A 23,431-nucleotide genomic window follows, 5' to 3' on the forward strand; every position below is an offset into this window, starting at 1 on the left:
GCGTGAAGGCGCGCACGGTCAGGCTCTGGTCGGTGGTCCACACCTGGACCAGCCTGATCTCGACCATCTTCCTGCTGCTGCTCTGCCTGACCGGCCTGCCGCTGATCTTCCATCACGAGATCGATGAGCTCCTGGGCTATGCCCCCCGGCCCGAGGCTCATGCGGGCGCGGCGCGCGCGACGACGCAAGCCGTCGCCGATGCCGCGCTCGCCGCCGATCCCGGCCGCGTGCTGCAATATATCTCCTGGGACAAGGACGAGCCCGGGATCGTCACCGCCTTCACCAACAGCGCGGTCGACGGGCTGCCTGACAACGCGACGGTGCGCGCCTTCGATGCGGTCTCGACGAAACTGCTCGGGCCGGTCGGCGTCGGGCCGATGCTGATCATGCTCAAGCTGCACACCGACATGTTTGCCGGCCAGCCGGGCAAGCTGTTCCTCGGCGGGATGGGCCTGTTGTTCGCGATCGCCATCGTCTCCGGCGTGGTGCTGTACTGGCCGTTCACCCGCCGCCTGCGCTTTGCCACCATTCGCGACAGCGCCTCGCGCCGCGTCCGCTGGCTCGACTGGCACAATCTGATCGGGGTGGTGACGATCGCCTGGGCGCTGGTGGTGGGCCTGACCGGCGTCGTCAACACCTGGGCCGAGCTGATGCTCAATCAATGGAAGGCGACCGAGCTCGCCAGCATGGTCGCGCCCTATGCCGGCAAGCCGTCGCCGACGCATCTGGCCTCGCTCGACGATGTCGTTGCGCGCGCCAGGCAGACCGCGCCCGGCATGGAGGTCGCCTTCATCGCGTTTCCGGGCACGCCCTTCACCTCGTCGCATCATTTCGCCGCGTTCATGCGCGGCGACACCGCGCTGACGGCGCGGCTGCTCAAGCCGGTGCTGCTCGATGGCGAGACCGCGGAGGTCGCCGATGCCCGTGCGCTGCCGCTCTATCTCCAGGCGCTGCTGATCTCGCAGCCGCTGCATTTCGGCGACTATGGCGGGATGCCGCTCAAGGTGATCTGGGCCGCGCTCGACCTGCTCACCATCGTTGTGATCGGCAGCGGCCTCTATCTCTGGATGGCGCGCCGGCGCAAGCGCGTGGCTGCGAAGTCCGACGCATTCGCCAGACGAGCCCCGGTCCCGTCGTGATGCATGGCTCCTCTGACCGTTCGCGGCTGTGGATACGTGTCTTTGCTGCACCTATCCTGCTCGCGGCCGCCACCATCACCGGCCTCTTGGCCGCGCTGCTCTGGGGCGAGCCTGGCCAATATGTCGCCTGGGTGACGGTGGGGGCGCCTGTCTTCGTTGTAAGCTGGATTTTGCTGCGTCGCCGCCTAAATAAAGTGAGCCGTTCCAACAGCGGACGTCACCGCCGAGCGCGCGTGAACTGATCGGGATCGCCCTTGCTGGGGCGGTCGATCTGCTCCATACCAGCCGCGGGGTGATTCCGGGGTTGCCACCGTTCAGGGGGCGGCAAAAGGGCCTAAATCGAGCGTGTCTTGCGCCCATTGGTGCACTGCGCTAAGGCTCAGAATAATTCCAAATCGGACGAATCCGTGGCTGTCCCGAGGCTGCGGGAAAAAGGGCTCGTCAATGAGCGGCATCTTGCAGAACTATCTTCCACTCGTCGTTTTTATAGGGGTAGCGGGCCTGATCGGCCTGGTGCTGCTGATCGCGCCCTTCATCGTGGCGTTCCAGCAGCCGGACCCGGAAAAGCTGTCGGCCTATGAGTGCGGTTTCAACGCCTTTGACGACGCGCGCATGAAGTTCGACGTCCGCTTCTATCTGGTCGCCATCCTCTTCATCATCTTCGACCTCGAGGTGGCGTTCCTGTTTCCCTGGGCGGTGGCGTTCGGCAAGCTTGGCGCGACCGGCTTCTGGTCCATGGTGGTGTTCCTCGCCGTGCTGACGGTCGGGTTCGCCTATGAATGGAAGAAAGGGGCACTCGAATGGGATTGAACCCTGCATCGTCCACCGGTCCGGTCGTCGCGCCGGCCCCCAAGGGCATTCTGGATCCGTCGACCGGCAAGCCGGTCGGGGCCAATGATCCGTTCTTCCTCGAGGTCAATCACGAGCTGTCCGACAAGGGCTTCTTCGTGGCCGCGACCGACGACCTCATCACCTGGGCCCGCACGGGTTCCCTGATGTGGATGACCTTCGGTCTCGCCTGCTGCGCCGTCGAGATGATGCAGGTGTCGATGCCGCGCTACGACGTCGAGCGTTTCGGCTTCGCCCCGCGTGCCTCGCCGCGCCAGTCCGACGTGATGATCGTCGCCGGCACCCTGACCAACAAGATGGCGCCGGCCCTGCGCAAGGTCTACGACCAGATGCCCGAGCCGCGCTACGTCATCTCGATGGGCTCCTGCGCCAATGGCGGCGGCTACTATCACTATTCCTACTCGGTCGTGCGCGGCTGCGACCGCATCGTGCCGATCGACATCTACGTGCCGGGCTGCCCGCCCACGGCGGAAGCGCTGCTCTACGGCGTGCTGCTGCTCCAGAAGAAGATCCGGCGCACCGGCACCATCGAACGCTAAGGTTTTACGTCATGGACGACGGCAAGCTCGACGCCCTTGGGCAAACGATCGTTAGCGCGCTTCCGGGCGCCGCCACGGGTCACACGGTGGCCTTCAACCAGCTCACGGTTGATGTCGAGGCCAGCAAGATCGTCGAGGTGGTGAGGCACCTCCGCGACGATCCGGGCTGCCGTTTCGTCAACATCACCGACATCACGGCGGTCGACTATCCCTCGCGCGAGAAGCGCTTCGACGTGATCTATCACTTCCTGTCACCGACCCTGAACACGCGGATCCGGCTCCGCGTCGCCGCCGACGAGACCACGCAGGTGCCGTCGCTGATCGACGAATTTCCCGGCGCCGACTGGTTCGAGCGCGAGGCCTACGACCTCTACGGCGTGTTCTTCGTCGGCCATCCCGACATGCGCCGCATCCTCACCGATTACGGTTTCGAGGGTCATCCGCTGCGCAAGGATTTCCCGCTCACCGGCTTCGTCGAGGTCCGCTACGACGACCAGGAGAAGCGGGTGGTGTACGAGCCGGTCCGGCTCAACCAGGAATTCCGCAAGTTCGATTTCCTCTCGCCGTGGGAAGGGGCGGACTATCCGCTTCCCGGTGACGAGAAGGCAGGACCGAAGGCCTGATCATGAACGAGCAATCCGAACAGCTCCGTAATTTCACCATCAACTTCGGGCCGCAGCATCCGGCTGCGCACGGCGTGCTGCGCTTGGTTTTGGAGCTTGACGGCGAAGTCGTCGCCCGTGTCGATCCCCATATCGGACTGCTTCATCGCGGCACCGAGAAGCTGATCGAGCAGAAGACCTATCTGCAGGCGATCCCGTATTTCGACCGGCTCGATTACGTCGCGCCGATGAACCAGGAGCACGCGTTCTGCCTCGCCGCCGAAAAGCTGCTCGGCATCGAGGTGCCGCGCCGCGGCCAGCTGATCCGCGTGCTCTATTGCGAGATCGGCCGCATTCTCTCGCACCTTCTCAACGTCACCACGCAGGCGATGGACGTCGGCGCGCTGACCCCGCCGCTGTGGGGCTTCGAAGAGCGCGAGAAGCTGATGGTGTTCTACGAGCGTGCCTCCGGCAGCCGTATGCACGCGGCTTTCTTCCGCGTCGGCGGCGTGCATCAGGATTTGCCGCAGAAGCTGGTCGACGACATCGAGGCCTGGTGCGATCCGTTCCTGAAGGTCGTGGACGATCTCGACCGCCTGCTGACCGCCAACCGCATCTTCAAGCAGCGCAACGTCGACATCGGCGTCGTGCCGCTGAAGGAAGCGTGGGCGTGGGGATTTTCGGGCGTGATGGTGCGCGGCTCCGGCGCGGCTTGGGACCTGCGCAAGTCGCAGCCCTATGAGTGCTACGCCGAGATGGATTTCGACATTCCGATCGGCAAGAACGGCGACTGCTACGACCGCTATTTGATCCGCATGGAAGAGATGCGCCAGTCCGTGCGCATCATGAAACAGTGCATCCAGAAGCTGAACGCGCCTGACGGCAAGGGCCCCGTCGTCGTCGCCGACAACAAGGTTGCGCCGCCCCGGCGCGGCGAGATGAAGCGCTCGATGGAAGCGCTGATCCACCACTTCAAGCTCTACACCGAGGGCGTTCACGTGCCGGCCGGCGAGGTCTATGCCGCCGTCGAGGCGCCGAAGGGTGAGTTCGGCGTCTATCTGGTCTCCGACGGCACCAACAAGCCCTACAAGTGCAAGATCCGCGCGCCGGGCTTTGCCCATCTGCAGGCGATGGACCACATCTGCCGCGGCCATCTGCTCGCCGACGTCTCGGCGATCCTCGGCTCGCTCGACATCGTGTTCGGAGAGGTCGATCGGTGATGGCGCAGGCGCCAATCCAGTTTGACCGTGCCTCGGGGGCCCTTGAAGGGGCCAACCTGTGGGAGCGGACGGCTGCCTTGGCGCTGGTGACGGGATCGAAGATCTCCTCGCACTTCTCGCATATGGGCTACATCGCCTGTGCCAATCTGCTGCGAAAGACCCTGCCGGAACGCAACATCGCGATCCGGCTCAATCCCGATGCCGTGTTCGAGTTTCCCTACGGCGACGGCTATTGGAGCAAGCTGCTCAACCGCTCCTACAACTACGAAGACGAGCTCGAGCTGCTGTTCGCCGACAGCATCGACGTCGACTACACGCTGCTCGATTGCGGTGCCAATTACGGTTATTGGTCGGTGCTGGTGTCGAGCAAGCCCGTTCGGTTCGCACAAGGCGATCGCGATCGAGCCGTCGGGGCAGAACTATCCGAAGCTCGCCAACAATGCCCTCATCAACGGCAATCGCTTCCAGACCATGAAGTGCGCGATCGGCGCCACGCGCGGCACCGCGCGGCTGTCAGGCACCAAGCACGAAGCCTTCAGCATTGCCGGCGATCCGTCTGATGGCGGCGAGGAAGTGCCTGTCATTGCGCTCGACAATCTGATCGACGACGGCAAGGTCGCAGGCATCGGCAAATACCTGATCAAGCTCGACGTCGAGGGGGTCGAGATCGAGGCGATCAAGGGCGGTGCCCGGCTGCTCGAGGCCGACAGCGTCATCATGTGCGAGGAGCACGGCAGCGACCGCTCGCATGCGGTGTCGCGCTACATCCTCGAACAGACCCCGCTGAAGCTGATCGTGTTCGATCCGCGCAGCAACCGCCTGGAGACCGTGACCGAGCTGTCGATCCTCGACCGCATCAAGGTCTCGACCCATGTCGGCTACAACGTTTTCGGCACCGCAAGCGCGTTCTGGCAGGACAGGATCAATGCCCTGAATGCCAAGAGCGCGCGCCGTATGCAGTGAGAGATAAGAGATGTCCGTTCGCCGATTAGCACCGAAGGAAGTCCAGCCCGCGAGCTTTGCGTTCACGGAGGAGAACCTCGCATTTGCCAGGCAGCAGATCGCGAAATATCCCCCCGGCCGGCAAGCCTCCGCGGTGATTGCGATCCTCTGGCGCGTCCAGGAGCAGAACGAAGGCTGGGTCTCGGAAGCCGCCATCCGCGTGGTCGCCGACCTGCTCGACATGCCCTATATTCGCGTGCTGGAGGTTGCGACCTTCTACACGATGTTCCAGCTCGCGCCCGTCGGCAAGAAGGCCCACGTCCAGGTCTGCGGCACCACGCCGTGCCGCCTGCGTGGCGCCGAGGACCTCATCCACGTCTGCGAGCACCGCATCCATCACGAGCCCTTCCATCTCTCCAAGGACGGCAATTTCAGCTGGGAAGAGGTGGAGTGCCTGGGCGCCTGCGTGAACGCGCCGATGGTGCTGATCGGCAAGGACACTTATGAGGACCTGACCAAGGAGAGCTTCGGCAAGGTGCTCGACGGCTTCGCGTCGGGCAACCCGCCCAAGCCCGGTCCGCAGAACGGCCGCCAGTTCTCGGCGCCGATCACCGGGCCGACCACGCTGAAGGAGATCACTTGATGCGTGATGTCTCGCAGCCTTCGGTGGAGGGGCGCGGTGCCATGAAGAAGTGGGGCTTCATCGCAATGCATGCCGCGGTGGCGGCTGCCTTCATCTTTCTCCTGCAACGCTTCAGCCTGAACGCGTCGCTGGAATCCAGTCTGCTCTGGGCGCTGACCTTCGCCGTCTGCGCCGCCGGGCTTGCCTACAAGCAAGCCAACCGTTGATCGGAAAGCGCTGAAATGCTCGAGGACAAGGACCGCATCTTCAAGAATCTCTACGGCCTCCACGATTGGGGGCTCGAGGGCGCGCGGCGCCGCGGCGCCTGGGATGGTACGAAGAATATCATCGACAAGGGCCGCGACTGGATCATCAACGAGATGAAGGCATCGGGCCTGCGCGGCCGCGGCGGCGCCGGATTCCCGACCGGTCTGAAATGGTCGTTCATGCCGAAGGAATCCACCGACGGCCGTCCGAGCTATCTCGTCGTCAACGCCGACGAGTCCGAGCCCGGCACCTGCAAGGATCGCGAGATCATGCGGCACGATCCGCATCTCCTGATCGAGGGTTGCCTGATCGCGAGCTGCGCGATGAACGCGCACACCTGCTACATCTATGTCCGCGGCGAGTTCATCCGCGAGCGCGAGCATCTTCAGGCCGCGATCGATCAGGCCTATGACGCCAAGCTGGTCGGCAAGGACAACGTGAACGGCTGGCCGTTCGACATCTATGTCGCGCACGGTGCTGGCGCGTACATCTGCGGCGAAGAGACCGCGCTGCTCGAAAGCCTCGAAGGCAAGAAGGGTCAGCCACGCCTGAAGCCGCCGTTCCCGGCCAATGTCGGCCTGTTCGGCTGCCCGACCACGGTCAACAATGTCGAGTCCATTGCAGTGGCTCCGGACATCCTGCGCCGCGGCGCGGCCTGGTTCGCCGGCATCGGCCGGCCGAACAATGTCGGCACCAAACTGTTCTGCATCTCCGGCCATGTCGAGCGGCCGTGCAACGTCGAAGAGGCCATGGGCATTCCGTTCCGTGAGCTGATCGACAAGCATTGCGGGGGTATCCGCGGCGGCTGGGACAACCTCAAGGCCGTGATCCCCGGCGGCTCGTCGGTGCGCATGGTGCCGGCCGAGCAGATCATCGACACGCCGATGGATTTCGACAGCCTCAGTAAGCTGCGCTCGGGCCTCGGCACTGCGGCCGTGATCGTGATGGACAAGTCCACCGATCTGATCCGTGCCATCGCTCGCATTTCCTATTTCTACAAGCACGAGAGCTGCGGCCAGTGCACCCCGTGCCGCGAGGGCACGGGGTGGATGTGGCGCGTGCTGACCCGCATGGCCGAAGGCCGCGCCCACAAGCGCGAGATCGACATGCTGCTCGAAGTGACCAAGCAGGTCGAAGGCCACACCATCTGCGCGCTCGGCGACGCCGCGGCCTGGCCGATCCAGGGCCTGATCGCGCATTTCCGTCACGAGATCGAGGCGCGCATCGACCAGTATTCGCACAAGGCCGACATCGACGATATCGGCGTCCGCGATCCCGTGAACATGGTCGCGGCGGAGTAAGAGACATGACCAAGCTCATCATCGACGGCAAAGAGATCGACGTCCCCGCCGAGTACACGCTGCTTCAGGCGTGCGAGGCCGCCGGCGCCGAGATCCCGCGCTTCTGCTATCATGAGCGGCTGTCGATCGCCGGCAATTGCCGGATGTGCCTCGTCGAGGTGAAGGGTGGCCCGAAGCCGGTCGCCAGCTGCGCTTGGGGCGTGCGCGACTGCCGTCCAGGCCCGAAGGGCGAGCCGCCGGAGATTTCCACGCGTTCGCCCATGGTGAAGAAGGCACGCGAAGGCGTGATGGAATTCCTTCTGATCAACCATCCGCTGGATTGCCCGATCTGCGATCAGGGCGGCGAGTGCGATTTGCAGGACCAGGCGATGGGATATGGTGTCGACACCAGCCGCTTCGCAGAGAACAAGCGTGCGGTCGAGGACAAATATCTCGGCGCGCTGGTCAAGACCTCGATGAACCGCTGCATCCAGTGCACGCGCTGCGTCCGCTTCTCGGCGGAAGTCGCCGGCGCGCCCGAGATGGGCGCCACCGGCCGCGGCGAGGACATGGAGATCACGACCTATCTCGAGCACGCGCTGACGTCGGAATTGCAGGGCAACCTCGTCGACATCTGCCCGGTCGGCGCGCTGACCTCGAAGCCCTATGCCTTCGCCGCGCGCCCGTGGGAGCTCGGCAAGACCCAGTCGATCGACGTCATGGACGGCCTCGGCTCTGCGATCCGCGTCGACACCCGCGGCCGCGAGGTGATGCGCGTATTGCCGCGCATCAACGAGGCCGTGAACGAGGAGTGGATCTCCGACAAGACCCGCCACATCGTCGACGGCCTGCGCACCCAGCGCCTCGACCGGCCCTATATCCGCGAGGCCGGCAAGCTGCGCGCGGCGAGCTGGCAGGAGGCCTTCGCCGCGATCGCCTCGAAGGCGGGCCGCACCGACGGCAAGCGCATCGGCGCGGTCGCCGGTGATCTGGCCGGCGTCGAGGAGATGTTCGCGCTCAAGGACCTGCTCGCCAAGTTCGGCTCGAGCAATCTGGCGGTGCAGGGCGGCGACGCCTTCGATCCCGCGCTCGGCCGCGGCTGCTACATCTTCAATCCGACACTGGCCGGCGTCGAGCAGGCCGATGCGCTGCTCATCATCGGCGCCAATCCGCGGAAAGAGGCGGCGGTGTTCAACGCCCGCATCCGCAAGCGCTGGCGCGCCGGCGGCTTCAAGGTCGGCCTGATCGGCGCCAAGGCCGCTCTGACTTACCACTATGACCATCTCGGCGCGGGCACCGACACGCTCGGCGAGCTTGCGGCCGGCAGGCACTCCTTCATGGACGTGCTGAAGAACGCCAAGAAGCCGATCATACTGGTCGGCGCGGGCGCGGCCGCGCGCCACGACGGCGCCGCCATTCTCGCCGCCGCCGCCAAGCTCGCGCTCGACGTCGGCGCCGTGAAGGAGGGCTGGAACGGCTTTGGCGTGCTGCACGAGACCGCCTCGCGCGTCGGTGCGCTCGATATCGGCTTTGTCGCCGGCGAGGGCGACCTCAACGCCGCACAGATGACGACGTTCGGCACGCTCGACCTCTTGTTCCTGCTCGGTGCCGACGAGATCAAGGCGCCGGACGGCACCTTCGTCGTCTATATCGGCACTCACGGCGATCGCGGCGCGCATCGTGCCGACGTGATCCTGCCGGCCGCCGCCTATACCGAGAAGTCCGCGATCTACGTCAACACCGAAGGCCGCGTGCAGATGACGGGCCGGGCCGCGTTCCCGCCGGGCGAAGCCCGCGAGGACTGGGCGATCGTCCGCGCCCTGTCGGAGGCGCTCGGCAAGAAGCTCGGCTATGACTCGCTCGCCGCGCTTCGTCAGGAGATCTTCAAGGCGGTGCCGCATCTGATCCGGCTCGACCAGATCGAGGCCGGCTCTGCCGACCAAATCAAGAAGCTGGCCGGGAAGGGCGGCTCGCCCGAGAAGGCGCCGTTCAAGCCGCTGGTCGAGGACTTCTATTTGACCAACCCAATCGCGCGTGCGTCCGCCGTGATGGCGGAATGCTCGCGGCTTGCCTCCGGGCAGATGCTGACCGCAGCGGAGTGAGCGTGATCTGATGGAAATCTTCGAAAGCGCATTCTGGACCGGTTTCCTCTGGCCGCTGATCATCATGGTCGCGGAGAGCGTGCTGGTGCTCGTCGTCCTCCTGATCGCGATCGCCTACATCCTGCTCGCCGACCGCAAGATCTGGGCGGCGGTGCAGATCCGCCGCGGCCCGAACGTAGTCGGCCCCTGGGGCCTGCTGCAATCCTTCGCCGACCTGCTTAAATTCGTGCTGAAGGAGCCGATCATCCCGGCCGGCGCCAACAAGGGCGTCTTCCTGCTGGCGCCGCTGGTGTCGTGCGTGCTCGCACTCGCGGCCTGGGCGGTGATCCCGACCAATCTCGGCTGGGTGATCTCCGACATCAATGTCGGCATCCTCTTCATCTTCGCGATCTCGTCGCTGTCGATCTACGGCATCATCATGGCCGGCTGGTCGTCGAACTCGAAATATCCCTTCCTTGCCGCGCTGCGCTCGGCGGCGCAGATGGTGTCCTATGAAGTCTCGATCGGCTTCGTCATCATCACCGTGCTGCTCTGCGCCGGCACGCTGAACCTCTCGGCCGTGGTCGAGGCCCAGCATGCCCGCGGCCTTGCCAGCCTGATCGGGCTGCCGCAGCTCACCATCCTGAACTGGTACGTCTGGCCGCTGTTCCCGATGTTCGTGGTGTTCTACGTCTCGGCGCTGGCGGAAACCAACCGTCCGCCCTTCGACCTCGTGGAGGCGGAATCCGAGCTCGTCGCCGGCTTCATGGTCGAGTACGGCTCGACGCCGTACCTGCTGTTCATGCTCGGCGAATACGTCGCGATCGTCACGATGTGCGCGATGGCGACCATCCTGTTCCTCGGAGGCTGGCTGCCGCCGGTCGATCTGCCGCCCTTCAACTGGGTGCCGGGGATCATCTGGTTCGCGCTGAAACTGTTCTTCATGTTCTTCCTGTTCGCGATGGCGAAGGCGATCGTGCCGCGCTACCGCTACGATCAACTGATGCGTCTCGGCTGGAAGGTGTTCCTGCCGATCTCGCTGGCGATGGTGATCGTGGTGGCCGGCGTGCTGCATTTCGCCGGCATCGCGCCGAAGTGAGGTCCGTCATGGGTATCAACATCAACGCCACTGCACGCTCGCTTCTGCTGTCGGAATTCGTCTCGGCGTTCTTCCTCGCCATGCGCTATTTCTTCCAGCCGAAGCCGACGCTGAACTATCCGTTCGAGAAGGGCCCGATCTCGCCGCGTTTCCGTGGCGAGCATGCGCTGCGTCGTTATCCGAACGGCGAAGAGCGCTGCATCGCCTGCAAGCTGTGCGAAGCAGTCTGCCCGGCCCAGGCCATCACCATCGAGGCCGGCCCGCGCCGCAACGACGGCACCCGCCGCACCGTGCGCTACGACATCGACATGGTGAAGTGCATCTATTGCGGCCTCTGCCAGGAGGCCTGTCCGGTCGACGCCATCGTCGAAGGTCCGAACTTCGAGTTCGCGACCGAGACCCGCGAGGAACTGCTCTATGACAAGGCCAAGCTGCTCGCCAACGGCGATCGCTGGGAACGCGAGATCGCGAAAGCGATCGAGCTCGACGCGCCGTACCGGTGAGGTGAGGGCATGATCCTTCCCGCCACCTCCTCGTCATTCCGGGGCGCGCGCAGCGCGAACCCGGAATCTCGCGCCACAATCTCTGGATTCCGGGTTCGCGCTGGCGCGCACCCCGGAATGACGGGAGTTTCTCGATGATCCTTCCCGCGCTGTTCTTCTATCTCTTCGCCGGCGTCTGCGTCGCCTCGGCGGTGATGGTGATTGTCTCGCGCAATCCCGTGCACTCCGTGCTGTACCTGATCCTGGCCTTCGTCAACGCCTCCGGCCTGTTCGTGCTGATGGGCGCCGAATTCCTCGCGATGATCCTGATCGTCGTCTATGTCGGCGCCGTCGCGGTGCTGTTCCTGTTCGTGATCATGATGCTGGACGTCGACTTCCTCGAGCTGCGCGAAGGCTTCATCCAGTACCTGCCGGTCGGCCTCGTGATCGGCGGCATCTTCATGTTCGAGCTGCTGCTCACCGTCGGCTTCTGGGTCATCAACCCCGGCGTCTCCAAGGCGATCACGGCGGCGATCCCGGCCAACGTCTCCAACACCGAGGCGCTCGGGCTCGTGCTCTATACGAAGTACATCCACTACTTCCAGCTCGCGGGCATGGTGCTCCTGGTCGCCATGATCGGCGCCATCGTGCTGACGCTGCGCCACAAGGCGAGTGTGAAGCGGCAGGACATCAACGTTCAGAACGCGCGCACGCCCGAAATGGCGATGGCGATGCGCAAGGTGGCGTCGGGGCAGGGGCTCTCGGACGCCGATGCCGCGGAGTGGGTGAAATGACGATCGGGCTTGGACACTATCTTGCCGTCGGCGCGATCCTGTTCACGCTCGGGATCCTCGGCATCTTCCTGAACCGCAAGAACATCATCGTCATTCTGATGTCGATCGAGCTGATCCTGCTCTCGGTCAACATCAACCTCGTGGCGTTCTCGACCTTCCTCGGCGACATCGTCGGCCAGGTCTTCGCGCTGCTGGTCTTGACCGTGGCCGCTGCGGAAGCCGCGATCGGTCTCGCCATCCTGGTGGTCTATTTCCGCAACCGCGGCTCGATCGCGGTTGAGGACGTCAATCTGATGAAGGGCTGAGCTCTCAAATGGTTCAGGCAATCGTTTTCCTGCCCCTGCTGGGCGCCATTCTGGCAGGGCTCATCTCCCTGGTCGGCGCGCATGCCCGCAATCCCTCGGGCGATGAGGTCGAGCATCACGGCGATCACGGCCATCATCACGGTCCTGGCGCGCACGCTCATGCGTCCGACACGATCGGCGAGGATGCCTCCGTCATCCACGAGACCCACCACGAGCCCGGCGACGGTCACGATGATCACGGCCACGGCCCTGTCGAGCCGGCGGCGGCGGGCTCGCGCGCTGCGGAGCTCATTACCACGGCGCTGCTGTTCGTCGCGGCGGCGCTGTCCTGGATGACGCTGGTCGATGTCGGCTTCATGCACCACGACGGCCGGATCCAGCTGCTGCCTTTCATCTTCTCCGGCGACCTCCAGGTCTGGTGGACGCTTCGTGTCGACACCCTCACCGCGGTAATGCTGGTGGTGGTGACGACCGTATCCTCGCTCGTGCACCTCTATTCCATCGGCTATATGGACGAGGATCCGAACCGGCCGCGCTTCTTCGGCTATCTCTCGCTGTTCACCTTCGCCATGCTCATGCTGGTGACGGCGGACAATTTGGTCCAGCTGTTCTTCGGCTGGGAAGGCGTGGGTCTCGCCAGCTACCTGCTGATCGGCTTCTGGTACCAGAGGCCGTCGGCGAACGCCGCCGCGATCAAGGCCTTCGTGGTCAACCGCGTCGGCGATTTTGGTTTTGCGCTCGGCATCTTCGCGATCTTCATGCTGGCCGGGTCGACCGATTTTGAGACCATCTTCCACGCGGCGCCTGGCCTGACCGGCAAGACCATCGACTTCCTCGGCTGGCATGCGGATGCGCTGACCCTGACCTGCCTCTTGCTGTTCATGGGCGCGATGGGCAAGTCGGCACAGTTCCTGCTGCACACCTGGTTGCCCGACGCGATGGAGGGCCCGACTCCGGTCTCGGCCCTGATCCACGCCGCGACCATGGTCACCGCGGGCGTGTTCATGGTGGCACGCCTGTCGCCGCTGTTCGAGCTCGCCCCGACCGCGCAGGCCGTCGTGATGTTCTTCGGCGCCACCACCGCGTTTTTCGCGGCGACCATTGGCCTCGTCCAGAACGACATCAAGCGCATCGTCGCCTACTCGACCTGTTCGCAGCTCGGCTACATGTTCGTGGCGATGGGAGCAGGGGCCTATTCGGTCGGCATGTTCCACCTGTTCACGCACGCCTTCTTCAAGGCGCTGTTGTTCTTGGGCTCCGGCTCGGTGATCTACGCGATGCACCACGAGCAGGACATCCGCAACATGGGCGGCCTCTGGCGCAAGATCCCCTACACCTACGCGGTGATGGTGGTCGGCACGCTGGCGCTGACCGGCTTCCCGCTCACCGCCGGCTATTTCTCCAAGGACGCGATCATCGAGTCCGCCTACGCCTCGCACAACCCTTTCGCGGTGTATGGCTTCCTGATGACGATCGTCGCCGCCGGCCTGACCTCGTTCTACTCGTGGCGCCTGATCTTCAAGACATTCCACGGCGAGCCGCACGACGAGCATCACTACGAAGCAGCGCATGAGGCTCCGCTCTGGATTCTGATCCCGATCGGCGTGCTCGCGGTCGGCTCGTTCGTCGCGGGCCTGCCGTTCAAGGAGCTGTTCGCCGGCCACGGCATCGAGGAGTTCTTCCGCGAGTCCGTGAAGATGAACCCGCACATTATCGAGGAGATGCACCACATCCCCGAGACCATCGCCTTCCTGCCGACGGTGATGATGGTGCTGGGCTTCCTCATCTCGTACCTGTTCTACATCCGCCGGCCCTACATCCCCGTTCGGCTCGCCGCAGAGCAGCCGATGCTGTACCAGTTCCTACTCAACAAATGGTACTTCGACGAGCTCTACGACCTTATCTTCGTCCGCCCGGCGAAGTGGATCGGCTATCAGCTCTGGAAGAAGGGCGACGGCTTCATCATCGACGGCTTCGGCCCCGACGGTGTCTCCGCCCGCGTGCTGGACGTCACCCGCAACGTCGTGAAAATCCAGACCGGTTATCTCTATCACTATGCATTCGCCATGCTGATCGGCGCCGCCGGCCTGATCACCTGGTTCATGTTCGGCTTTGGAGGCCAGTAAATGACAACCTGGCCCATCCTTTCGGTCACCACCTTCCTGCCGCTGGTCGGCGCGCTGATCGTCTATCTCAGCCGCGGCGACGACGAGGCGGCCAAGCGCAACTCGCGCTGGATTGCGCTCTGGACCACGCTGATCACCTTCGCGGTGTCGGTGATCCTGGTGATGCGCTTCGATCCCTCGAGCGCCGACTTCCAGTTCGTCGAGAAGGCGAGCTGGCTCGCGACCGGCATCACCTACCACATGGGCGTCGACGGCATCTCGCTGCCGCTGCTGATCCTGACCACCGCCGTGATGCCGTTCTGCATCATCGCGAGCTGGAAGGCGATCACCAACCGCGTTCGCGAATACATGATGGCGTTCCTGATCCTGGAAACGCTGATGATCGGCACCTTCTCGGCGCTCGATCTCGTGCTATTCTACCTGTTCTTCGAGGGCGGCCTGATCCCGATGTTCCTGATCATCGGCATCTGGGGTGGTCCACGCCGGGTCTACGCCTCGTTCAAGTTCTTCCTCTACACCTTCCTCGGGTCGGTCCTGATGCTGCTCGCCATCATGGCGCTGTACTGGAACGGCGGCACCACGGACATTCCGACCCTGATGCACACTGCCGTACCGCGCGGCTTGCAGACCTGGGCCTGGCTCGCCTTCTTCGCCTCGTTCGCGGTGAAGATGCCGATGTGGCCGGTGCACACCTGGCTGCCTGACGCGCACGTCGAGGCGCCGACCGCGGGCTCGGTGGTCCTCGCCGCGATCCTGCTGAAGATGGGCGGTTACGGCTTCCTGCGCTTCTCGCTGCCGATGTTCCCGCTGGCCTCGCACGACTTCGCGCCGCTGATCTTCACGCTCTCGGCCATCGCCATCATCTACACCTCGCTGGTGGCCCTGATGCAGGAGGACATGAAGAAACTCATCGCGTACTCCTCGGTCGCGCATATGGGCTTCGTCACCATGGGCATCTTCGCCGGCACCATGCAGGGCGTCGCCGGCGGCGTGTTCCAGATGATCTCGCACGGCATCGTCTCGGGCGCGCTGTTCCTCTGCGTCGGCATCGTCTACGACCGCATGCACACCCGCGAGATCGCGGCCTATGGCGGCCTGGTCAACCGGATGCCGCTCTATGCGATGACCTTCATGGTCTTCACCATGGCCAATGTCGGTCTGCCCGGCACGAGCGGCTTCGTCGGCGAGTTCATGACGCTGCTCGGCACCTTCAAGGTCTCGATCCCGACCGCGTTCTTCGCCACCTTCGGCGTCATCCTCTCGGCCGCCTACGCGCTGTGGCTCTACCGCAAGGTCGTGTTCGGCGCGCTGGTGAAGCCGTCGCTGAAGAGCATCAAGGATCTCACCTTGCGCGAATGCGTGACGCTGTTCCCGATGATCGCGCTGACGATCCTGTTCGGCGTCTATCCGAAGCCGGTGCTCGACATGTCGGCCGCCTCGGTCCAGCAACTCGTCAACAACTACAACACCGCTGTGACGGCCGTGAAGGCCGCCGCACTGCTCCAGTGATCGGGCAGGTCAGGATATCGCCATGAGCTTTGAGACTGCAGGTTATCAACTGGCGCCGGTGCTGCCCGAGATCGTGCTCGCGGTCGGCGCGATGGCGCTTCTGATGCTGGGAGCCTATCGCGGGCAGGGGACGACGAGCGCGGTCACCTCGCTGGCGGTCGTGCTCCTGGTCGTGGTCGGCGTGCTCGTCTACGCGCAGCCTGCCGGCAAGCAAGTGACCTTCGGCGGCAGCTTCATCGTCGACGACTTCGCCCGCTTCATGAAGATCATGGCGCTGATCGGCTCGGCTGCGACGCTGATCCTGTCGGCCGAGTTCCTGTCCGATCCGTCGCGCCGCATCTTCGAATATTCGATCCTGGTGCTGCTCTCGACGCTCGGCATGATGGTGCTGATCTCGGCCGGCGACCTGATCTCGCTCTATCTCGGCCTCGAGCTGATGTCGCTCGCGCTCTACGTCGTGGCGGCCTCGAACCGCGACAACGCCAAGTCGACCGAAGCCGGCCTGAAGTATTTCGTGCTCGGCGCGCTGTCCTCGGGCATGCTGCTCTATGGCGCTTCGCTGGTCTATGGCTTCACCGGCACCGTCGGCTTCAGCGGTATCGCCCAGGCCGCGACCATCGCGAATGTCGGCCTGGTGTTCGGCCTGGTGTTCCTGCTCGCCGGCCTCTGCTTCAAGGTCTCGGCCGTGCCGTTCCACATGTGGACGCCCGACGTCTACGAAGGCGCGCCGACCCCGGTCACCGCCTTCTTCGCTTCGGCGCCGAAGGTGGCCGCGCTCGCCGTCTTCACCCGCGTCACGCTGACGGCGTTTCCGGGCATCGTCTCGCAGTGGCAGCAGATCCTGGTGTTCGTGGCGATCGCCTCGATGGCGCTCGGCTCCTTCGCCGCGATCGGCCAGACCAACATCAAGCGCCTGATGGCCTATTCCTCGATCGGCCACATGGGCTTCGCGCTGGTGGGCCTCGCCTCCGGCACGCCGGAAGGCGCGCAGGGCGTCCTGATGTACATCGTGATCTATGTCGCGATGACGCTCGGCTCGTTCTCGATCATCCTCGCCATGAAGCGCAACGGCCAGGCGGTGGAGCAGATCAGCGATTTCGCGGGTCTGTCGCGGACCAATCCGATGCTCGCCTTCCTGTTCGCGATGCTGCTGTTCTCGCTTGCCGGCGTGCCGCCGCTCGCCGGCTTCTTCGGCAAGTGGTACGTCTTCGTCGCCGCCATCAAGGCCAATCTGTTCACGCTCGCCGTCATCGGCGTGCTGACCAGCGTCGTCGGCGCCTACTACTATCTCTCCATCGTCAAGACGATGTATTTCGACGAGCCGGCCGGCCAGGTCGATCCGGTCAGGATCGAGGTGAAGACGGTGATGGCGGTCACGGGGCTGTTCAACCTGCTGTTCGCGCTGTTTGCGGGTCCGGTGGTGAGCGTCGCCTCCGCCGCGGCAAAGTCGCTGTTCTAGGATGGCGTTCGCGCTCGGTCCTCGCGCATCGTCCGCGGGCTACAAGCTCGCGGCGTTCGAACGGACCGGCTCGACCAACACCGATGCGATCGAGCGCGCGCGGTCCGGCGAACGCGGCCCGATGTGGTTCGTCACGGATGAGCAGACCGCCGGCCGCGGCCGTCGCCAGCGCGCCTGGATCGCACCCAAGGGCAATCTCGCCGCCAGCATCCTCGAAGTCATGGACGTCGCGCCGGCCGTCGCCGCCACCCTCGGTTTCGCGGCCGGGCTGGCGCAGGAGGCGGCGTTGGAGAAGGTCAGCCTGGAAGCGGCCTTGCGCCTCGGCGAGGGTCGTCCCCGCTATGCCCTGAAATGGCCGAACGACGTGCTCGCCGGCGGCAAGAAGCTGGTCGGCATCGCGCTCGAGGCCGAGGCCATCGGCGACCGGCTGGCCGTCGTCGCCGGCATGGGCACCAATGTCGTCGCGGCGCCCGAGGGAACGCCGACACCTGCGGTGTCGCTGGCTGCCCTCGGCGTCCAGATCAGCGCGGAGGAGCTGTTCTCGGCGCTGTCCGACGCCTGGGTCGAGTTCCGCGGCATCTGGGACAATGGCCGCGGCTTTGCCGAGATCCGCAAGCTCTGGCTGGAGCGCGCCGCCGGGCTCGGCGAGCGGGTTGCGATCCACACGGGAACCGTGACGCTGGAGGGCATTTTTGACACCATCGACGACACCGGCTGCCTGATCGTCCGCACCGCGGAGGGGCGTCTTGTGCCGGTCGCCGCCGGCGAGGTGTTCTTCGGCCCGGTGCGCTCGGTGGGAGCTGCGTGATGGCAAGGCCCGACGAACTCGTGTTTGCGCCGCTCGGCGGGGTCGGCGAGATCGGCATGAACCTGTCGATCTATGGCCTCGGCAACCGCCACCAGCGTTCGTGGCTGGCGGTCGATCTCGGCGTCTCCTTCGGCGACGAGGAGCATCTGCCGGGCATCGACCTGATCATGCCCGACATCAGCTTCCTGGAGAAGGAGCGCAAGAACCTGACGGGCCTGGTGCTGACCCATGCCCATGAGGATCATTTCGGCGCCATCATCGACCTCTGGCCCAAGCTGAAATGCCCGATCTACGCGACGCAGTTCAGCGCCGCGCTGTTCGAGGCCAAATGCGCCGCCGAGCGCAACGCGCCGGAGATCCCGGTCACCGTGATCCCGTCCGGCGGCCGCATCGATGTCGGCCCGTTCAACGTCGAGTTCATCCCCGTCGCGCATTCCATTCCCGAAGCGCATGCCCTGGCGATCCACACCGAAGCCGGCACGGTGCTGCACACCGGCGACTGGAAGATCGACCCGACCCCGACGCTCGGGCGCCCCACCGACGAGAAACGGCTGCGCGAGCTCGGCGAGGAGGGCGTGCTCGCCATGATCGGCGATTCCACCAACGCCGTCCGCGACGGCCGTTCGCCCTCGGAAGCCGAGGTCGCTAAAACCATCATCGATCTGGTCAAGGCCGCCAAGGGCCGCGTCGCGGTGACGACGTTTGCCTCCAACGTCGCGCGCATCAAGGCTGTCGCCGATGCCGCCAAAGCCGCCGACCGCGAGGTCGTCGTGGTCGGCCGCGCCATGGAGCGCGTGGTGCAGGTCGCGCGCGAGACCGGCTATCTCGACGGCGTGCAGAACTTCCGCTCGCCCGAGATCTATGGCCATCTGCCGCAGGACAAGGTGCTGGCGCTGTGCACCGGCAGCCAGGGCGAGCCGCGCGCCGCGCTGGCGCGCATCGCCAACGATGACCACCCTGAAATTACGCTGAACCGCGGCGACAGCGTGATCTTCTCCTCGCGCACGATCCCGGGCAACGAGAAGGCGGTCGGCTCGATCATCAACAATCTGGTGCTCCAGGGCGTTGAGGTCCTCACCGACCGCGATCATCTGGTCCACGTCTCCGGCCACCCGCGCCGCGACGAGCTGCGCGACATGATCTCCTGGGTGAAGCCGCAGCTGCTGATCCCCGTTCATGGCGAGGCGCTGCACCTCAACGAGCACGCAAAACTCGCGCGCGCCGCCGGCGTGCCGCGCGTGCTCGTCGTCCGCAACGGCGACCTGGTCAAGCTCGGCCCCGGCGATCCCGGCGTGGTCGGCGAGGTGCCGTCCGGCCGCCTCTACAAGGACGGCGCGATCCTGGAGGATTCCAAATCGCGTGCCGTGATCGAGCGGCGCCGCATGGCGTTCTCCGGCTGCGCCTTCGTCGCCATCGCCATGACCGAGCAGGGCGAGCTCGCCGACGATCCCGAGGTCGACCTCGTCGGCATCCCGGAGAAGAACCGGGGCGGCGAGGCCTTCGACGACATCGTGTTCGATGCGGTGGTCTCCACCATCGAAGGCCTGCCGCGGCCGCGCCGCCGCGATCCCGATGCCTTGGCAGAGTCGGTGCGGCGCGCCGTCCGTGCCGTGATCAACGAACATTGGGGCAAAAAGCCCCCCTGTCTGGTACATGTTCTGACAGTGTAGCGTAGGCACGATCCCGTTTTCCGGATCATGCGCTGAGGGAGAAGAAGCATGCTGGGTCGCCTCAACCACGTCGCGATCGCGACCAAGGACGCCGTCAAGGCCGCGAAGATCTATGGCGCGGCATTCGGAGCGCAGATCTCGGAAGCCGTCCCGCTGCCCGAGCATGGCGTCACCACCGTGTTCGCGACGCTCCCCAACACCAAGATCGAGTTCATCGAGCCGCTCGGCGAGGCCTCCCCGATCGCAAAGTTCATCGAGCGCAATCCCGACGGCGGCATCCACCATGTCTGCTACGAGGTCGTCGACATCATCGCCTCGCGCGACACCTTGGTGAAGGAGGGGGCCAGGGTGCTCGGCGACGGCGTGCCGAAGATCGGCGCCCACGGCAAGCCGGTGCTGTTCCTGCATCCCAAGGATTTTTCCGGCGCGCTGGTCGAGATCGAGCAGGCATAAGGCCGCCCCATGGCCATCCAGATATCGACCGCGATCGCGATCTACTTCGTCATCTGGTGGGTCGCGCTGTTCCTGACGCTGCCATTCGGCGTGCGCAGCCAGCATGAGGACGGCGTCGGCGCGCCCGGCACCGATCCCGGCGCGCCGATCCTGACCCGGATGGGCCGCAAGCTGATCTGGACCACGATCATCTCGGCAATCATCTACGGCCTCGGCATGGCTGCCTATCACGCCGGCTATCTGTCGATCGAGCGCCTGTCGAAATTGATGGGAATGCCGTTTTAGGAGAGTAAGGGACGAGGGATGTCAACCAAGCTCGTGATTGCGAGCGCAGCGAAGCAATCCAGAATCCCTCCGCGGCAAGACGCTGGATTGCTTCGCTGCGCTCGCAATGACGGCGGAGACGGTTCGTATACTTGGGGGATCGAATGACTTTTCAGCGGATCGTCGTCGCACTGCTGGTGCTGATCGTCGCGGGGCTTGGGGCCGTCGGCTATTTCGAATGGAGAATGGCGGCGCAGGTGCGCACCCTGAAGGCGTTCGTCGAGGGCTATGTCTTCAACGAGGCGGTGATGGCCTGCGAGCAGGCCAAGAGCTCGACGCCGTTCAGGTGGAACGGCGGCAAGAGCACCTCGGTGATCGGCCTGAACTCGGTCAAGCTGGACAAATACACCGTCAGCGCCAGCTACACGCTGGTGGCGGACCTCGTCTATTGCGATTACGATCCGATCAAAAGAAAGGCCGAGATCGGCTCGAGCTTCCTGGAGCGGGAGTGACGATCCGGCCCATACAAGCATGATCCGGACCCGAAGGGCCGCGTCAGCAGAAAGTGCGAAGCGGCTTTTCCGAGAAGATCATGGCAAATAACTGGGATGGGATCGTCATGACGCAAGGGCAGGCGGGGGACTATCGGATTCTGCATGAGGCGGCGTTGCGGGACTATCTCGCGGGCCTGCCGGAGCTGAAAGCGCTCCTCGGCGGCGAGCCGGCCGCCTGGGCGATCACCGAGGTCGGCGACGGCAATCTCAATCTCGTCTTCATGGTCAAGGGCGCGCGCGGCGGCATCGCCGTGAAGCAGGCGCTGCCTTACGTCCGCCTCGTCGGCGAGAGTTGGCCGCTGCCGCTGTCGCGGGCTCACTACGAATTCCTGGCCTTGTCCCGGCAGGCCCAGCTCGCGCCCGGGCTCGTGCCGGCCGTGCTGCACCACGACGAAACGCTGGCGCTGACGGTGATGGAGCTGCTCGAGCCCCACATCATCATGCGCAAGGGCCTCGTCGCGGCAACGCACTATCCGCGCTTCGCGGACGACATCACCACCTTCATGGCGCGCACCCTGTTCTTCACCTCCGATCTTTCGCTCTCGGCGGCCGAGAAGAAGGAAGGCATCGCGGCGTTCGCCGGCAACCACGCGCTCTGCAAGATCACCGAGGACCTGATCTTCACCGATCCCTACCGCATCGCCGAGCAGAACCGCTGGACCGCGCCGTTTCTCGATGGCCTCGCCGCAGCCTTGCGCGATGACATGGAGCTGCATGTTGCGATCTCCCGGCTTAAGCTGAAGTTCATGGCTAGCCCTGAAGCGCTGCTGCACGGCGATCTCCACACCGGCTCGATCATGGTCACGGAGAGTCAGACGCGCGTGATCGACCCCGAATTCGCGTTCTACGGCCCGATGGGGTTCGACGTCGGCGCGGTGCTGGCCAATCTGCTGATGGCCTATTTCGCCTCCGCCGGCCACGAGCGAGCGCCGGGCGAGCGGCGCGAATTCGAGGCGTGGGTCCTGGAGACGGTCGAGCAGGTCTGGAACGAGTTCGCGCGAAAGTTCCTCGAGCTCTGGCGGTCGGAGGCCAGCGGCGATGCCTATCCGGTCTCACTCTTTACCGGCGAGAGGGGCGCGATGCGCCTCGAGGCCGAGCGGCAAGCCTACATGCAGCGCCTGTTCACCGACACGGTCGGCTTCGCCGCCGCCAAAACCATCCGCCGCATCTTCGGCCTCGCCCACAACATCGATTTCGAGCTGATCGAGGACCCGAAGAGGCGGGCGGTGTGTGAGGCGCGCGCCGGGCGGCTCGCGCGCGGGATGATGGTGGAGGCGCCAGCGTTGCGGGCGATCGCTGACGTCACCGGCGCCGCGCGAAAGCTGCGGGACTGGCAGCCGGAATTGTCAGGCTGAAGACGTCGCGCGAGGTGAGGGATCCTCGCGGGACCTAATACAGCCGCATCGGCAGTGGGACGCCGTCCGGGCCAACGAGCAGGCCCCAGGTCTCGTTGGCGGCAACCTCGAACTCGCGCTTCTGCGCCGCGCTGCCGTCCGCCTTGACGGTGACCTTGTACTTGCCCGGCGGCAGATCGATCTTCTGGCTATCAGGCAATTCGCCCGCAGCAGCGTCGGAGTCCGCCAGATCTTCTCCGGCGTGCCTCGCTAGCTTGATGGTTCGCTCATTGACGATGATTTCGGCCGCCTGATCGGTCTTGTTGCCGAGCAACAGCCTCACTTGTCCCGCCTCGGGCAGAATGCCTGACGTCGCGACCGCCGGCTTGCGGAGCGAAAGGTCGGCGGTGGTCTTGCCGTCCTGACGGGTGAGCCGGAGCAGCGCCGGTCCCTCTGACGTCGTGAAGGCGATCACGGCCCGATCGGGCTCGACCGTCGCACCGTCATTTTCCGTCCAGCCGCGCCCGCCGAGTGTGGCGCGATAGAAGCCGAGCACGGCCTTCAGATCGAGCGGCGTCTCGGCGTGAGCCGACCGGATGAAGGGCGAGTTCTTCGCGGTCATCAGGCCCCAACCGTCGGGGAGCGGCAGGCCCACGTCTTTGGACATCTTGTCCTCGAAGGTCCGGCTTGTGGCCCGTGTCAGCACGCCAACGGCGTTGCAGAGCAGGCGCTCACCGAGATAGTCGGGGGCGCAACGGTCCCTGGCCGCCCACCAGGTGTCGTCGGCATACCCGTTTGATCGCGAGGTGTGGGACCAGCCGGCGTGGATGGTGTCACTCGGATTGTCCCGGATAGGGTCCGGCGTGACGGGGATCGCCATCGCCGCCGTCGCAGCGGCCAGGCTGCCCGCGACCAAGATACCTAACGTTCGGCGCTTCATTTTTTCCGCGATCCCTGGGGCTCGGATTAACGATCCTGAGCTTGGTCGCATCGATCGCGAAAAATGTTCACTGGTCCCAGTCGCCCGATGACG

At 64.9% G+C, this 23,431-nt stretch carries 23 protein-coding genes and 1 pseudogene; 23 read left to right on the forward strand and 1 reads right to left on the reverse strand.

What is annotated here, in order from left to right; all coding sequences use genetic code 11:
• Positions 1-2: 2 nt before the first annotated feature.
• The 23 genes and pseudogenes from ACVWY3_RS09370 (at position 3) to mtnK (ending at position 22,419) form a co-directional block, all read left to right on the forward strand.
• Entirely contained in the window at positions 3-1,139 is a 1,137-nt protein-coding gene (locus ACVWY3_RS09370) for a PepSY-associated TM helix domain-containing protein (protein ID WP_456838186.1), read from the forward strand.
• A 444-nt stretch (positions 1,140-1,583) separates the two neighbouring features.
• Positions 1,584-1,949 (forward strand): NADH-quinone oxidoreductase subunit A, encoded by a 366-nt coding sequence (locus ACVWY3_RS09375; RefSeq protein ID WP_008136158.1) that lies wholly within the window; start codon positions 1,584-1,586, stop codon positions 1,947-1,949.
• Positions 1,940-2,527 carry a NuoB/complex I 20 kDa subunit family protein gene (locus ACVWY3_RS09380; RefSeq protein ID WP_456838187.1) on the forward strand — a complete coding sequence of 196 codons (588 nt, stop codon included), beginning with the start codon at positions 1,940-1,942 and terminating at the stop codon, positions 2,525-2,527. Before ACVWY3_RS09375 ends, ACVWY3_RS09380 begins: the two co-directional genes overlap by 10 nt.
• Positions 2,528-2,538: 11 nt before the next feature.
• Positions 2,539-3,150, forward strand: coding sequence for an NADH-quinone oxidoreductase subunit C (locus ACVWY3_RS09385; protein ID WP_456838188.1), 612 nt, complete (start codon positions 2,539-2,541; stop codon positions 3,148-3,150).
• Positions 3,151-3,152: 2 nt separating this feature from the next.
• The gene (locus tag ACVWY3_RS09390; protein ID WP_456838189.1) at positions 3,153-4,349 is read left to right on the forward strand and encodes an NADH-quinone oxidoreductase subunit D; all 1,197 of its coding nucleotides are present in this window, start codon (positions 3,153-3,155) and stop codon (positions 4,347-4,349) included.
• Positions 4,349-5,312: pseudogene (locus tag ACVWY3_RS09395) on the forward strand (FkbM family methyltransferase). Before ACVWY3_RS09390 ends, ACVWY3_RS09395 begins: the two are co-directional and overlap by 1 nt.
• Before the next feature lie 10 nt (positions 5,313-5,322).
• Positions 5,323-5,934, forward strand: a complete 612-nt coding sequence (gene nuoE / locus ACVWY3_RS09400) for an NADH-quinone oxidoreductase subunit NuoE (RefSeq protein WP_235546093.1) — start codon at positions 5,323-5,325, stop codon at positions 5,932-5,934.
• Positions 5,934-6,140, forward strand: coding sequence for a hypothetical protein (locus tag ACVWY3_RS09405; protein WP_456838190.1), 207 nt, complete (start codon positions 5,934-5,936; stop codon positions 6,138-6,140). The genes nuoE and ACVWY3_RS09405 overlap by 1 nt, the downstream gene beginning before the upstream one ends.
• A 15-nt stretch (positions 6,141-6,155) precedes the next feature.
• Positions 6,156-7,481, forward strand: coding sequence for an NADH-quinone oxidoreductase subunit NuoF (gene nuoF, locus ACVWY3_RS09410; RefSeq protein ID WP_027559484.1), 1,326 nt, complete (start codon positions 6,156-6,158; stop codon positions 7,479-7,481).
• Positions 7,482-7,486: 5 nt separating this feature from the next.
• Positions 7,487-9,562 carry an NADH-quinone oxidoreductase subunit NuoG gene (nuoG, locus tag ACVWY3_RS09415; protein ID WP_456838191.1) on the forward strand — a complete coding sequence of 692 codons (2,076 nt, stop codon included), beginning with the start codon at positions 7,487-7,489 and terminating at the stop codon, positions 9,560-9,562.
• A 10-nt stretch (positions 9,563-9,572) separates the two neighbouring features.
• The gene (gene nuoH / locus ACVWY3_RS09420) at positions 9,573-10,640 is read left to right on the forward strand and encodes an NADH-quinone oxidoreductase subunit NuoH (protein ID WP_456838192.1); all 1,068 of its coding nucleotides are present in this window, start codon (positions 9,573-9,575) and stop codon (positions 10,638-10,640) included.
• Positions 10,641-10,654: 14 nt separating this feature from the next.
• Complete coding sequence (gene nuoI / locus ACVWY3_RS09425; RefSeq protein ID WP_456843323.1) at positions 10,655-11,143, forward strand: NADH-quinone oxidoreductase subunit NuoI; 489 nt, start codon at positions 10,655-10,657, stop codon at positions 11,141-11,143.
• Between the two features lie 134 nt (positions 11,144-11,277).
• Positions 11,278-11,916, forward strand: a complete 639-nt coding sequence (locus ACVWY3_RS09430) for an NADH-quinone oxidoreductase subunit J (protein ID WP_456838193.1) — start codon at positions 11,278-11,280, stop codon at positions 11,914-11,916.
• On the forward strand, positions 11,913-12,221 hold the full coding sequence (gene nuoK, locus ACVWY3_RS09435) for an NADH-quinone oxidoreductase subunit NuoK (protein WP_008547737.1): 309 nt from the start codon (positions 11,913-11,915) through the stop codon (positions 12,219-12,221). Before ACVWY3_RS09430 ends, nuoK begins: the two co-directional genes overlap by 4 nt.
• An 8-nt stretch (positions 12,222-12,229) precedes the next feature.
• A complete protein-coding gene (gene nuoL / locus ACVWY3_RS09440) occupies positions 12,230-14,347 on the forward strand; it encodes an NADH-quinone oxidoreductase subunit L (RefSeq protein WP_456838194.1) in 2,118 nt (705 codons plus the stop codon).
• Entirely contained in the window at positions 14,348-15,856 is a 1,509-nt protein-coding gene (locus tag ACVWY3_RS09445; protein WP_456838195.1) for an NADH-quinone oxidoreductase subunit M, read from the forward strand.
• Positions 15,857-15,878: 22 nt separating this feature from the next.
• Positions 15,879-17,315 (forward strand): NADH-quinone oxidoreductase subunit NuoN, encoded by a 1,437-nt coding sequence (gene nuoN, locus ACVWY3_RS09450; RefSeq protein ID WP_456838196.1) that lies wholly within the window; start codon positions 15,879-15,881, stop codon positions 17,313-17,315.
• Between the two features lies 1 nt (position 17,316).
• A complete protein-coding gene (locus tag ACVWY3_RS09455; RefSeq protein ID WP_456838197.1) occupies positions 17,317-18,123 on the forward strand; it encodes a biotin--[acetyl-CoA-carboxylase] ligase in 807 nt (268 codons plus the stop codon).
• On the forward strand, positions 18,123-19,793 hold the full coding sequence (locus tag ACVWY3_RS09460; RefSeq protein WP_456838198.1) for a ribonuclease J: 1,671 nt from the start codon (positions 18,123-18,125) through the stop codon (positions 19,791-19,793). The genes ACVWY3_RS09455 and ACVWY3_RS09460 overlap by 1 nt, the downstream gene beginning before the upstream one ends.
• A 48-nt stretch (positions 19,794-19,841) precedes the next feature.
• Entirely contained in the window at positions 19,842-20,246 is a 405-nt protein-coding gene (mce, locus tag ACVWY3_RS09465; protein WP_036010154.1) for a methylmalonyl-CoA epimerase, read from the forward strand.
• 9 nt (positions 20,247-20,255) lie between these two features.
• Positions 20,256-20,531 carry a DUF1467 family protein gene (locus ACVWY3_RS09470; protein WP_456838199.1) on the forward strand — a complete coding sequence of 92 codons (276 nt, stop codon included), beginning with the start codon at positions 20,256-20,258 and terminating at the stop codon, positions 20,529-20,531.
• Between the two features lie 143 nt (positions 20,532-20,674).
• Positions 20,675-21,022: a hypothetical protein gene (locus tag ACVWY3_RS09475; RefSeq protein WP_456838200.1), complete on the forward strand. Its 348-nt coding sequence runs from the start codon at positions 20,675-20,677 to the stop codon at positions 21,020-21,022.
• Positions 21,023-21,129: 107 nt separating this feature from the next.
• Entirely contained in the window at positions 21,130-22,419 is a 1,290-nt protein-coding gene (mtnK, locus tag ACVWY3_RS09480) for an S-methyl-5-thioribose kinase (protein ID WP_456843324.1), read from the forward strand.
• 34 nt (positions 22,420-22,453) lie between these two features.
• Here mtnK and ACVWY3_RS09485 read toward each other — a convergent pair whose 3' ends face one another.
• Positions 22,454-23,338, reverse strand: coding sequence for a hypothetical protein (locus ACVWY3_RS09485; protein WP_456838201.1), 885 nt, complete (start codon positions 23,336-23,338; stop codon positions 22,454-22,456).
• Positions 23,339-23,431: the final 93 nt, after the last annotated feature.

It is taken from the genome of Bradyrhizobium sp. USDA 4486 (assembly GCF_054057995.1).